We start from the raw sequence: 12,308 nt of genomic DNA on the forward strand, positions 1-12,308 counted from the left end.
CGTGTGTACGGACGGAATCTGGCCATGCGTGCGGCGGGAACACGGACACGGGCCGCCTGCCCTCCCGAGGTCGGGCCCTGCACCGTCGGGATGGGTGGGGCTCGCCTGGCCGCCTGTTCCCCTAGCGGCGCCCGAAGAGTTTCTTCAACCCCTTGAACAGTCCGCCGGGCTTCGCGCCCGCGTCGCCTTCCAGCGGCGAGCGCGCGAGGAGCGCCTCCAGGTCGGCCTCCTCGGGCAGGGCGGTGGCGAGGGTGACGGCATGGCGGCGCGCGGAGGGCAGGGTCGCGGCGAGCGAGAGCGTGCCGTCCTGGGACAGGCTCAGGTGCACCTCGGCCTCGCCGGGGCGGTCGATCTCGAAGGTGAGCGCGCCGAGGTACTCGTTGTCCAGGGCCAGGGCGGAGGGCCCCTGGAAGAGCGCGAGCGAGAGCGGCCCAGGCGTCACGGGAATCACGAGCGTCTTCTCCGCGGGCAGCCGGGTGTTGCGCTCGAGCACGCGCCGCAGCGTGCCGCCGCGCTCGGCCACGCCCAGGGGCACGGACAGCACATCGGACACGGTGGCGCCGGGCTTGCCCGTGGCGGCGTCCAGGAGCCCCTGGCCCAGCAGCGCCGCGCCGAGCGCCGCCCAGTGCGAGGTGTCCGGCTCCAGGCGCACGGGCACGCCGAGGCTCTCCTCCAGCCGGCGACGCACGAGCGGCATGCGGCCCTGGCCCCCGAGCAGCAGCACCGCGTCGAGCCCCTGGGGCGTGAGCGCGCTGGACTCCAGCACCTGCCGCACGCCGAGGGTGACGCGCTGCACGAGATCCGCGGTGAGCGCCTCCAGCCGCTCGCGCCGCAGCACGAGGGGCGCGGCGCCTCCGGGCAAGGGCAGGGTGACCTCGTCGCGCTCGCTCAGGGCGAGCTTGGCGGACTCGGCGGCGAGCCGCAGGGGCACCCACTCGGCGGGCGTCTGGGGCCGGGGCAGCCCCTGCTCCTGCAGGGCGCTGGCGAGCGCCTCGGCGAGGCGCGCATCGAAGTCCTGGCCGCCCAGGCCCGGCTCGCTCCCGGTGGAGATGACCTCCAGGTCGTCCCCGGTGAGCTGCACCACGGACACGTCCAGGCCGCCGCCGCCGATGTCCACCACGAGCAGGCGCTTGCGGGCCAGTCCCCGCTCATGGCCGAAGGCGAGCGCCGCGGCCGAGGAGGCGTTGAGGATGCGCAGGACCTCGAGCCCCGCGAGTCCGGCCGCCTCGCGCAGGGCGGCGCGCTGGCGGTCGTCGAAGTGGGCGGGCACGCACAGCACGGCGCGCGCCACGTCATGGCCGAGGAAGGTGGTGGCGGCGGTGCGCAGCTCGCGCAGGAGCCGGGCCGCGAGGCGCGCCTCGCCCTCGGGCCCCTCGCGGGGAAGAGGGGGCGGCGCGGTGGGCGCGCGCGACGGGAGCGAGCGCGTCCGCCGTCCGAGCAGTCGCTGCCACTCGAGCACGGCCTGGGCCGGCCGGAGCTCCGCCGCCTCGCGGGCCCGCTCGCCCACGAGCACCTCGCCCGCCTCGTCCACGGCGAGCAGCGAGGACAAGGTGTCCCCGGGCCCCACCGGAATGCGCCGCAGCGAGCCCTGGTGGTGCACGGCGGCGCGCGTCCACGTGCTGCCCAGATCGATGCCGAGCACCACGTCCCGGGGCGCGGCGACCACGGTGGGCGTGACGGGCACGTCGAGGATGGAGCGGCGGCGCCCCCGGGGCTCGAGGGGCTCGGTCACGGGCGCGGGCGCCGGAGCGGGCGGGGGTGGCTCGGGAGGTGGGGGTTGGGGAGTCGGGGGCGGGGGCGGTTCGGGGGCGGGCGGCGGCGCGGGCTTGGGGGCGCCCCCGCCGGGGATGGGCACCCGCTCGGCCTGCTTGCGCAGGGCCTCCGCGGTGATGACGGGCCGGGCGCGCCGGGGCGGCTCGGGCGGGGGGGCCACCTCCGCCACGGGCGCGGGGGCGGGCGGCGCGGGGGCGGGCGCGCGCAGCTCCAGGATGCGGTCGATGAGGGCCTTGCTGTGCGCGTCCAGGCGGGTGAAGCGCACGGTCATCCCGGCGCGGGCGCCCTCGGTGACGGCCTTCACCACCACGCCCTCACCGCGCAGCAGGCGGCCGCCCTCGGCCAGCACGAGCTCGAAGGCCAGGCCCGTGCCCTCGGGCTTGGGCGCGCGGGTGGCCAGGAAGAGGCCTCCCCGCGCGACGTGGGGGCCGTACTTCGCGATGAACTCCTCCTCCGTGGCGTACGGGAGGCGGATGCGCATCGGGAGCAGTTTGGACTCGGCCGTCACCGCGCGTCACCGCCTCCGGGGGTCCGTCATTGCAGCGGCACGCGGGCGTCCGCGTCGCCAGCATGGGGGAGCACGAGGCTCAGTCCCGGCTCCAGGGCGGTGGCGGGCACCTCGAAGAGCAACACGAGCGCCTGCGGCTCGCCGGGGGGCGCGGTGAAGCCCAGCTGCCGGGTGCCGGCCACGGTCTGGGCATCCCGGGCGATGGGATGGCGCTGGCCCGTGGCGTCCTCGAGCACCGCGCCCTCCACCGACTGGGTGGCGGGCACCTGGCCCTTGTTGAGGGTCTCGAGCGTCAGGCGCACGAAGTACTCGTCGGTGGTGAGCGACAGGCGGCCCGTGCCGCTCACCGTGTGCATCGCCTCCAGGCTGACGGCGCGCACCTCGAAGCCGTCGTGCACGGGCACGGCCTTGCGCGACACGGGGCGCAGGCGAAGGGGCGCGTCGTCCTCGCTTCCGGCGGCCAGCTGGGCCAGCCGATCGTGAGGCGACTCGGGCGCGGTGGGCGCGGCGGGAGGCCCGCTGGGGGCGCCTCCCTTGTTCATCCGCTCCACTTCCAGGCGCAGCTGCTCCAGCGTGCGGTCCGTGGTCGGTTCGGGCTCGGACTTGTCCTTGCAGCCGCCCACGAGGGCCGACACGCACAGGAGCGAGGCGAGCACCCGGAAGTGGCGGCTCATGCGAGGGTCGTCCCCTTCACCAGCTCGTAGAGCTTGTCGAAGGCGGCGGGGATGCGCGAGGGATCCTCGCCACCGCCCTGGGCCAAGTCGGGCTTGCCACCGCCCCGGCCGTTGACCTCCTTGGCCAGCTCGCGCAGCAGCGCGCCCGCGTTGATGCCGCGCTTCACCACGTCCTGGGTGGCGGCCACCATGAGCACCGCCTTGCCGTCCTTCTCGCCGCCGATGAGCACCACGCCGGACTTGAGCCGGTCGCGCAGCTGATCGGCCAGGCCCCGGAACACGTTCGGGTCCGCCGGATCCATGCGCGTGGCGAGCACCTTGATGCCGTTGATGTCGCGCGCCTGCTCGAGCAGGTCCTTGCTGGAGCCCGACTGCGCCTTCACGGTCACTTCCTCGACCTTGCGCTCCAGGTCCTTCACGCGCTTCTGCGTGGCCTCCACGCGCTTGACCAGATCCTTGGGGCTCGTCTTGAGCAGCTCGGCGGCCTTCTTGAGCTCGCGCTCGGCCTCGCGCACGTACTGCAGCGCGCCCAGGCCGGTGACGGCGTTGATGCGCCGCACGCCCGAGGCCACGCCGCTCTCGGAGACGACCTTGAACAGGCCGATGTCGCCGCTGCGGCGCACGTGGGTGCCGCCGCACAGCTCCGTCGTCTGCGGATGCACGGTGACGACGCGCACCGTCTCGCCGTACTTCTCGCCGAACATGGCCACGGCGCCCGACTTGCGCGCCTCCTCCAGGCTCATGATGCGCGTCTGGGCCTCGGTGTTCTCGCGCACCCAGCCGTTGACCAGGTCCTCGACCTGATCGAGCTGATCGTGCGTCATGGGCGAGAAGTGCGAGAAGTCGAAGCGCAGGTAGTCCGCGGCCACCACGGAGCCCGCCTGCTTCACGTGCTCGCCGAGCACCATCTTGAGCGCGCGGTGCAACAGGTGCGTGGCCGAGTGGTTGGCGCGGATGGACGCGCGGCGCTCGCCGTTCACGCTCGCCTGCACCATGTCGCCCACCTTGAACGTGCCCTCGGACACCTTCACGTGGTGCACCACGAGGCCGGACACCGGACGCTGGGCGTCGGACACCTCGGCCACCGCCTTGCCGCCATGGCCCACCACGCGGCCCGTGTCACCCGTCTGGCCACCGGACTCGCCGTAGAAGGGCGTGCGGTCCAGCACGAACTCCACCTCGTCGCCCGCGTGCGCCTCCAGCACCTCGGCCCCGCCCTTGAGGATGGCGCGCACGGAGCCCTCGCCCTCGTGGCCCAGGCCCTCGTAGCCGAGGAACTCGGTGGTGCCCAGCCGCTCGAGCAGCTGGTGGTACACCGCGCCCACCGCCTTGTCCTTGTTGAGCGTGGAGCCCTCACCCTGCTCGGCCTCTTCCTTCTTCTTCTGGTTGAAGCCCTCCAGGTCCGTGCCGAAGCCGCGCTCCTTGAGGATGATCTCCGTCAGGTCCCACGGGAAGCCATAGGTGCTGTGCAGGTCCCACACCTTGTCGCCCTTGAGCTGGGTCTCGCCCGCGGCCTTCATCCGGGCCACTTCCTCGTCGATGAGCTTGAGCCCGCGGTGCAGCGTCTTGCGGAAGCTCTCCTCCTCGAACTTGCACACCTCGAGGATGAACGTGCGGCCCTCGCGCAGCTCGGGGTAGGCGTCGCCCATGAGCTGGATGACGCGGTCCACCACCTCGAAGAAGAAGACCTTGTCGAGCTCCAGCTGCTGCGAGCCGTGACGGATGGCGCGGCGCATGATGCGCCGGAGCACGTAGCCGCGGCCCTCGTTGGAGGGCTGCACGCCATCGGCGATGAGGAAGGCGGCCGCGCGGCTGTGGTCCGCCACCACGCGCATGGAGGCCCCGCCCTCCTGGGTGTAGGCCTTGCCGGACAGCTCGCTCACGCGCCCCAGGATGTTCTGGAACAGGTCCGTGTCGTAGTTGGAGCGCTTGCCCTGGACGACGGACGCCACGCGCTCCAGGCCCGCGCCCGTGTCGATGGACGGCTTGGGCAGGGGGATGAGCGGCGCGTCCTTCTCCTTGCGCTCGAACTGCATGAACACGAGGTTCCAGATCTCCAGCCACCGGTCGCAGTCACACGCCACGCCCTGACACGCGCGGCCCGCGGCCACCTCGGCGCACGGGATGTCGTCGCCCTGGTGGTAGTGGATTTCCGAGCAGGGGCCGCAGGGGCCCGTGTCGCCCATGGCCCAGAAGTTGTCCTTGAGCCCGAGCTTGTAGATGCGCTCGGCGGGCACGCCCTGCTTGAGCCACAGCGTGTGGGCCTCCTCGTCCCAGGGGACACCGCCCTCGCCGTTGAACACCGTGACGGCCAGGCGCGTCGTGTCGATGCCCAGCGTCTTGGTCACGAACTCCCAGCCGTACGCGATGGCGTCCGCCTTGAAGTAGTCGCCGAAGGAGAAGTTGCCGAGCATCTCGAAGAACGTGTGGTGGCGCGCGGTGTAGCCCACGTTGTCGAGGTCGTTGTGCTTGCCGCCGGCGCGCACGCACTTCTGCGACGTGGTGGCGCGCGCGTAGTCGCGCTTCTCCCGGCCGGTGAAGACGTCCTTGAACTGCACCATGCCCGCGTTGGTGAACAGCAGGGTGGGGTCGTTCTGGGGGACGAGGGAGGACGACGCGACGCGGCGATGACCGCGCCCTTCGAAGAACTGGAGGAACGCCTCGCGGATCTGGGAGGCGGACAGGGCAGAGGACATGGTGAGGGTATATGCCACAAGAGAGGGGGATGCTGCCTTTCTTGTAGACCGGGCTAGGCTCTCCACCTGACATGCGCTCTCCCACCCACCTTGTCGCCGCCCTGCTGCTCGCCTGTCCCACCCTCGCCCTGGCCCAGGCGGATGCCCGGACCGCGTCGCTGGCCCGGACGCTCAAACAGGGCGCGCTCGCGACCCAGAAGGTCCAGGCCGCGCGGGTCCTGGGAGAATCGGAGGACCCCGAGGCCCTGGCGCCCCTGTGCGCCGGGCTCGCGGACGAGGCGCCCGAGGTGCGCGCGGCGGCGGCCAAGGCCCTGGAGGCGCTGGCCGAGCCCGGGGCCCTGGAGTGTCTGGAGGCGCGCAAGGACGAGCCGGACGCCACCGTGCAACAGGCGTTGGCCTCGGCGGTGAAGGCCACCCAGGCGCTCCGGGCGCGGCCCCCCCGCATGGTCGTGATGCTCGGCGCGCTCAAGGACACCACGGGCACGCTGTCCCCGGAGATGGTGAAGCTCACCGAGGCCCGCATGCGGCGCAAGCTCTTCCAGCTCGGCGCGGACCTGGCGCCCGCGGGCCAGAGCGAGGCCGAGGCCAAGGCCCAGCTCGCCCAGGGCAAGCTGCCTGGCTACCGGCTGCTCTCTGAAATTCGTCCGGGGAGCGCGGGAGGACTCAAGCTCTCGGTGATGTGTCTGCGCTATCCTGGCAAGCACCAGCTCCTCGGGAACGTGGAGGTCCAAGGGTCCGACGAGGAGCCGGGCGAGCTGCTCGCGGCGCTGGCGCCTCGGGCCGTCGAGGACGCACTGGCCTCGATGAAGAAGTAGGGGGCGGGCCGGTGTGGGGGGCGAATGGGTTTCGCCGGGTACGCGCGCTAGGATGGAATGACCTGACATGCGGTGTTCGTCTTTCCTGCTCCTCGTCTCGATGTGTGTCGTTGTTTCCCCCGCCGCGGCCCAGGTGGACGTGCGGATCGCCGCGCTGAGCCGACAGCTCGGGCAGGGGGAGGATCCCCAGGCGCGCTCCAAGGCGGCGTCGACCCTGGGCGCCTCGGATGACCCCGAGGCCCTGCCGCCCCTGTGCGAGGCCCTGAAGGACCCCAGCGAGGCGGTGCGGGCCGCGTCGGCGCGGGCGCTGGGCACGCTCCAGGAACTGGCGGGCCTGGAGTGCCTCAAGGGGCGCAAGGGCGAGACGGACGCCGCGACGAAGACGGCCATCCAGGCCTCGCTCAAGACGCTGCAGGGGCTCAAGGATCAGACGCCCAAGGTCTACGTGTCGCTGCTGGAGCTCAAGGACAAGTCGGGGCAGGTGAAGGCCGAGGTCCTGCGGGTCACCGAGGCGCGCATGCGGCGCAAGCTCACGAAGCTGGGCGCGGCGCTGGCCCCGGCGCGCGAGAGCAAGGCCGCGGCGCAGGGCGTCTTGCGCAAGCTCGGCGTGCGGGGCTACCGGTTGCAGGGGGAGATCCACGAGACCGAGTCCGGGGGCCTGCGCGTGACGATGGTGTGCATCGGCTACCCGGACCAGGCGCTGCTCGGCGACGTGGAGCTCCAGGCGTCGGGGGCGAAGCCGGAGGAGCTGCTCAAGGCGCTCGCGCCGCGCATCATCGACGAGGCCGCGGACACGTTCGAGTGGGAGCTGTGACAGACTCGGCCGCATGACGACGACGCGCCGGCGCTTCCTCCTCGACTCCCTGCTGATCACGGCGGCCCTGGCGGCGGGGTGCTCGCGCGCTCCCGCGTACCACGCCACGTCGGACCGCAAGGTGCTCGACACCTTGAGCGGCGTGCCCACGAGCGACGGCGCGGGCGTGCGGCTCACGCGTGTCATCGGCCAGTCGGCGCTGCGCCACCTGGATCCGTTCCTGATGCTGGACCACTTCCACTCGGACGATCCGGGCGCGTACCTGGCGGGCTTTCCCGACCACCCGCACCGGGGCTTCGAGACGGTGACGGTGATGCTGGACGGGCACATGCGCCACCGCGACAGCCAGGGCAACTCGGGGCTCATCCTGGGGGCGGGCTCGCAGTGGATGACGGCGGGGCGGGGCATCATCCACTCGGAGATGCCCGAGCAGGAGCGGGGGCTGATGTCGGGCTTCCAGTTGTGGGTCAACCTGCCCGCGCGCGAGAAGCTGTGCGCGCCGCACTACCAGGACCTGCAACCCGACCGCCTGAGCGAGGCGAAGCTGTCGGCGGCGGGCAGCCACGTGCGGCTCATCGCGGGCGGTCTGGAGGGCCTCCAGGGCCCCGTGCGCGAGCGCCCGACCGAGCCCGTGCTCTTCACGTTGCGGCTGGAGGACGACACGCCGGCCCGGTGGGAGGTGCCCGAGGGCCACACGGCGTTCGCGTTCGTGCACGAGGGCGAGGTGCACATCGGGCCCGAGGACACGCCGAGGACGGTGCGGGCGGGGAGCCTCGCGCTGTTGGGGCCGGGCAAGCGGCTGCGCATCCGGGCGACGAACCAGCGCAGCGCGGTGCTGGTGGCGGCGGGCAGGCCCCTGCGCGAGCCCATCGTCCAGCGCGGCCCCTTCGTGATGAACACGGAGGCGGAGATCCGCCAGGCGATCCAGGACTACCAGAACGGCGTGCTGGACAAGGCGTGAGCGCGGAACTCATCCGGAGGTCATCGTGCTTTCGCTCTTGTGGGTGCTCCTGACCCAGGTGCCGTGCGCGCCGAACGACCTGACGGTCGTGTGTCATGGCAAGCAGGGGAGGGTGAGCGCCTGCGCGGTGCTGCGAGAGACCGATCCAAAACCGGGAACTGGACAAGGAGATCATCACCTGGCTGAGGCGCTACCGTCAGGCGACACCGGGTCAGTTCGAGGCTTTCCTGCGCGAGGTCTACAATCGGCCCGTGATGCGCATGCGCTTTCCCCGTGGGTTCTGACGTGTCCGAGCGCTTCTTCGTTCTAGAGGAAGGCGAGTCCGGCTCCCGGTACGACACGGAGGTCGATACCGTCGAGCCCATCAATCGAGAGGACGGGGCGCGTTGTCCGCGTTGTGGTGTCGGGGTGGGCATGCGGACGTGGCTGCCGCCCTACCGATGTGACCTGGTCCTGCATGGGGAGGCGTGGGGCGATTTCCTCCAGGGGTCGGGGGATGACCTCCTGGTGTCCGAGCGCTTCGCGCGGGCCTTCCAAGAGGAAGGGCTCACGGGGCTCGAGGGCTTCCATCCCGTCGAGGTCCGCCGGGTACGTGGCAAGCGCCGGAACTCCACGCTCTCTACGCCACCTCCGTACCTGTTCACCAAGGCCTGCTTCGGCCGAGGGGCCTTGGACCTGACGCGCGGTCGCCTCCGCTTCCCGGCGCCTCCCACGTGTCCGGAGTGCCTGTCCGTCCATCTGGATACCATTCACGGCTTCTCGCTGGAGCCCGGCACCTGGCGGAGGGAGGACATCTTCCGGCCGAGGGGCCTGCACGGTTGGCTGACCGTCTCCGAGCGCTTCGCGCGCTTCGTCGCGCGGCATGGCTTCACGAACCTGCGCCTGACGCCCAGCGAGGAGTACCTCTGGGATCCAACGGCGCCTGCGGACTCGGCCTGACGGCTCACGCCCGGCGGATGAGGCCCATCTCGTCGAGCGTGGAGAACAGGCGCACGCGCGCCTCGCTCCAGGGCATGAGCACCACGCGGTAGCCCGCGAGCGCGTCGAGCAGGGCCTGGCGGTAGCTCGGGTGGCCCGGGTCGGCGATGATGACCACGCCCCGGTCCTCGGTCGAGCGGATGAGCCGGCCCACGCCCTGGCGCAGCATGAGCAGCGAGCGCGGCAGCCGGTACTGGAGGAAGCCCAGGTGCGCGTGCACGCCCCGGGCGAGCGCCTCCTCGCGCGAGGCCACGAGCGGGCGGCTCGCGGGTTCCAGGGGCAGCTTGTCGATGAACACGCACCCCACGCCCCGGCCGGGGATGTCCACGCCCTGCCAGAAGCTCTTGGTGCCCATGAGCACCGTGCCAGTGTCCTTCTCCTGCCGGGCCGCCAGCGAGCGGCCATGGCCCCGCGACTGCCGCATCACCTCGATGCCCTGGGGCTCCAGCTTCGTGCGGAGCTGATCCGCCACGCGCTCCATGCGCCGCGTGGAGGCGAACAAGCCCAGGAGCCGTCCGCCCATCACCTGCGCCAGGCCCGACATGCGCTGCGCCGCCCAGTCGATGAACGCCGGCTCGTGCGCGCGAGGCGCGTCCGTCACCAGCACCACGAGCGCCTGCTGCTTCAAGTCGAAGGGCGTGGGCGCGCGCAACAGCCGGGGCGGGGGGATGCCCTCGTTGCGCCCGTCCAGTCCGAGCCGGTTGAGCACGTAGGGCATGCGCTCGGTGCCGGTGCTCAGCGTGGCCGAGGCCAGCACGAGCGAGCGCTTGTTCTGGGCGAAGTCGCGCGACACGTACGCCGCCACGTTCACCGGCTGGGCGATGAGCGTCCAGCGCTGCTTGCGCGGCACCGCCGTGGCCGCGTAGCACCGCCCCTCGGACGGGTCGTCGGACAGCTCCGTGGCGAGCACCGCCAACTCCTGCACCTCGGCCACGCCGCCCGCCAGCTCCCGCTCCAGGGGCGGCATGCGCACCGCCAGGTCCGGCAGCACCTCGGCCACGCCCACGGTGAGCCGCTTGTGCAGGGTCTGCAGGCACTCGCGCACGTCCAGCAGGCCCTCGCGCACGGGGCTCCACGGGGCCGAGCGCCGCACCTCGGGGGTGATGCGCAGCTCGGGGGCGTAGGCGGCCTCGTCGTCGGACTCGGAGGCGCTCGCCGCGGCGGGCTCGCACAGGGCCATCACGCGCTCGCCCAGGTCCGAGACGCTCGTGCCCACGTCGTGCAGCGCGCCCTCGATCTCGCTCATGAGCACGCGGGCCTCGGCGCGCCGCGAGGCGAACAGGGCCCGGCGCAGCTCGGCGAACAGGCCCCGGCGGCCATCGCGCCCGTGCAGCCGCTCGGACAGCCGCGAGAAGGCATGGTCCGACAGCTCCGAGGACAGGGCGGTGGTGGCCACGTCCTCCACCTCGTGCGCCTCGTCGAGCACCAGGTGATCCAGCTTCGGGTAGCGCGCGGGCCAGGCGAAGGCGAGCGACTGGTTGATGACGAGCACGTCGGCCTCGCGCGCCTGGGCGACGGCCGAGTGGTAGTAGCAGCGGTGGTAGTGCGGGCAGCGCTCGCCGAGCGTGGTGGCCGCCTCGGAGCGCACGGCCGGCGCGAGCGCGTGCAGCACGGGGAAGCGGTCGCGGAACCAGTGGCTGAGCCGGTCCAGGTCGCCGTCCGGGCCCCGGCGCATGAGCGCGCGCAGGTAGGCGCGGGGGGCGCGCGCGGCGTGGCTCATGCCGGGCTCCACGCGCGTGACGTCCAGGGCGCGGCGGCGGCACAGGTAGTTCGTCTGGCCCTTGAGCAGCGCGTAGGAGAAGGCCCCCTGGGTGGCGCGGTGCAGCCGGGGCAGATCCTTCTCGATGAGCTGATCCTGGAGCGTCTTGGTGTGCGGCGCCACGCCCACCTTGCGGCCGTTGCGCACGGTGAAGAGGGCGGCGGGCGTGAGGTACGCGAGCGACTTGCCCGTGCCGGTGCCGGCCTCCACCGCGAGCTGGCCTCCGTCGGACAGGGAGCGCGCCACGGCCTGGGCCATCTCGAGCTGGGCGGGGCGCACGGCGAAGGACTCGTGGGCCCCGGCCAGGGCGCCGCCCGCGCCGAGCAGGGCGGAGACCTCCTCGGGGCGCACGGGCACGATGGGCACGTCCTCGCCCGGGGGCTCGTCCGGGGGCCGGGTGCCGTTGGCGCGCTGGCGCTCGGGGCGGCCGGGGAGGAAGCCCGAGGCCGAGAGTTTCAGGGGACTCGGGCGCGCGCGGCATATCTTCCACGCGCCCGTGAGCAGCGTCACCAGGGGCGCCGCGTCCGACTCCAGCGCGCCCTCCAGCTCCACGCCTTCCTCGCCCGCCTCGATCTGCGCGAGCCTGAGCCCGGCGCGCGGATCGAGCGTCTCCAGCAGGTCCGCGAGATCCTCGGCGCGCCCCTCGGCGATGCAGCCCTCCAGCGCGTGCAGCAGCACGGCGTGGGTGGCCTCGCAGTCCGTCATGGCGCGGTGGCGCTCGCGGGGGCCCTTGCCGGCCCAGCGCAGCAGCGACTCCAGGGAGTGGCTGGGCAGCTCCGGGTGCAGGTAGTGCATCACCTCGCACGAATCGAGCACCGGCGCGCGCAGGGGGCCGAGGATGTCCGGGAGGAAGCCCTTCTCGAAGGACGCGTTGTGGGCCACCACCGTCCAGCCCGCGAGCTTGTCGCGCAGCTCGGCCGCCTTCTGCGCGAGCCGGGGCTGGCCGACGAGCTGCGCGTCCTCGATGCCCGTGAGCCGGCGGATGGTGAGGGGCAGGGGACGCGAGGCGGAGAAGAAGCGGGCGTAGCGCTCGGTGACGCGGCCGTTCTCGATGAACAGGGCCCCGAGTTCGATGACCTCGTCGACGCGCGGATCCAACCCCGTTGTCTCGAGGTCGAGGAACACGTGCCGGGTGAAGAGCTCCGCCGCGCCGCCCATGGGAAGGAATGCACAGCCTACCCGCCTTCGGGCGTCATGCCGAGAAACCGGCCGTGTGGGATCCGGGACGGGAATTGCCGGGACTTCCCGCGCGACCGCTCGCCCGGGGGTTTCGACCGTTCGCCCGCACGGCGCCCTCCGAGCGGCCAGGCGGGTCCATGTTCCCGGGCAG

At 72.6% G+C, this 12,308-nt stretch carries 8 protein-coding genes; 4 read left to right on the forward strand and 4 right to left on the reverse strand.

The window, feature by feature from the left end; translation table 11 throughout:
• Window positions 1-121 precede the first annotated feature (121 nt).
• The 3 genes from I3V78_RS11145 to alaS are packed head-to-tail and all read right to left on the reverse strand — an operon-like array spanning window position 122 to window position 5,651.
• Window positions 122-2,254 carry an Hsp70 family protein gene (locus I3V78_RS11145; RefSeq protein ID WP_204486942.1) on the reverse strand — a complete coding sequence of 711 codons (2,133 nt, stop codon included), beginning with the start codon at window positions 2,252-2,254 and terminating at the stop codon, window positions 122-124.
• 53 nt (window positions 2,255-2,307) lie between these two features.
• Window positions 2,308-2,955: a hypothetical protein gene (locus I3V78_RS11150; RefSeq protein ID WP_204486944.1), complete on the reverse strand. Its 648-nt coding sequence runs from the start codon at window positions 2,953-2,955 to the stop codon at window positions 2,308-2,310.
• Window positions 2,952-5,651, reverse strand: a complete 2,700-nt coding sequence (gene alaS / locus I3V78_RS11155; RefSeq protein ID WP_204486946.1) for an alanine--tRNA ligase — start codon at window positions 5,649-5,651, stop codon at window positions 2,952-2,954. Before alaS ends, I3V78_RS11150 begins: the two co-directional genes overlap by 4 nt.
• A 71-nt stretch (window positions 5,652-5,722) precedes the next feature.
• On the opposite strand from alaS, the gene I3V78_RS11160 reads away from it, so the two are divergent.
• From I3V78_RS11160 to I3V78_RS39145, 4 genes are all read left to right on the forward strand, one after another.
• Window positions 5,723-6,466: a HEAT repeat domain-containing protein gene (locus tag I3V78_RS11160; RefSeq protein ID WP_204486948.1), complete on the forward strand. Its 744-nt coding sequence runs from the start codon at window positions 5,723-5,725 to the stop codon at window positions 6,464-6,466.
• Window positions 6,467-6,533: 67 nt separating this feature from the next.
• Window positions 6,534-7,280 (forward strand): HEAT repeat domain-containing protein, encoded by a 747-nt coding sequence (locus tag I3V78_RS11165; protein WP_204486951.1) that lies wholly within the window; start codon window positions 6,534-6,536, stop codon window positions 7,278-7,280.
• Window positions 7,281-7,293: 13 nt separating this feature from the next.
• Window positions 7,294-8,241 carry a pirin family protein gene (locus I3V78_RS11170; RefSeq protein ID WP_204486953.1) on the forward strand — a complete coding sequence of 316 codons (948 nt, stop codon included), beginning with the start codon at window positions 7,294-7,296 and terminating at the stop codon, window positions 8,239-8,241.
• Window positions 8,242-8,655: 414 nt separating this feature from the next.
• On the forward strand, window positions 8,656-9,180 hold the full coding sequence (locus I3V78_RS39145) for a hypothetical protein (RefSeq protein ID WP_239576387.1): 525 nt from the start codon (window positions 8,656-8,658) through the stop codon (window positions 9,178-9,180).
• A gap of 4 nt (window positions 9,181-9,184) precedes the next feature.
• On the opposite strand, the gene I3V78_RS11180 is transcribed toward I3V78_RS39145, so the two are convergent.
• Window positions 9,185-12,136, reverse strand: a complete 2,952-nt coding sequence (locus I3V78_RS11180) for a helicase C-terminal domain-containing protein (protein WP_204486955.1) — start codon at window positions 12,134-12,136, stop codon at window positions 9,185-9,187.
• Window positions 12,137-12,308: the final 172 nt, after the last annotated feature.

It is taken from the genome of Archangium primigenium, from assembly GCF_016904885.1.
Classification (GTDB): Bacteria; Myxococcota; Myxococcia; order Myxococcales; family Myxococcaceae; genus Cystobacter; species Cystobacter primigenius.

Coding starts and splice junctions, on each gene's coding strand:
- alaS (WP_204486946.1), bottom strand. CDS start 5,651: ATGTCCTCTGCCCTGTCCGCCTCCCAGATCCGCGAGGCGTTCCTCCAG.
- I3V78_RS11170 (WP_204486953.1), top strand. CDS start 7,294: ATGACGACGACGCGCCGGCGCTTCCTCCTCGACTCCCTGCTGATCACG.
- I3V78_RS11150 (WP_204486944.1), bottom strand. CDS start 2,955: ATGAGCCGCCACTTCCGGGTGCTCGCCTCGCTCCTGTGCGTGTCGGCC.
- I3V78_RS39145 (WP_239576387.1), top strand. CDS start 8,656: ATGCGGACGTGGCTGCCGCCCTACCGATGTGACCTGGTCCTGCATGGG.
- I3V78_RS11180 (WP_204486955.1), bottom strand. CDS start 12,136: ATGGGCGGCGCGGCGGAGCTCTTCACCCGGCACGTGTTCCTCGACCTC.
- I3V78_RS11145 (WP_204486942.1), bottom strand. CDS start 2,254: ATGCGCATCCGCCTCCCGTACGCCACGGAGGAGGAGTTCATCGCGAAG.
- I3V78_RS11165 (WP_204486951.1), top strand. CDS start 6,534: ATGCGGTGTTCGTCTTTCCTGCTCCTCGTCTCGATGTGTGTCGTTGTT.
- I3V78_RS11160 (WP_204486948.1), top strand. CDS start 5,723: ATGCGCTCTCCCACCCACCTTGTCGCCGCCCTGCTGCTCGCCTGTCCC.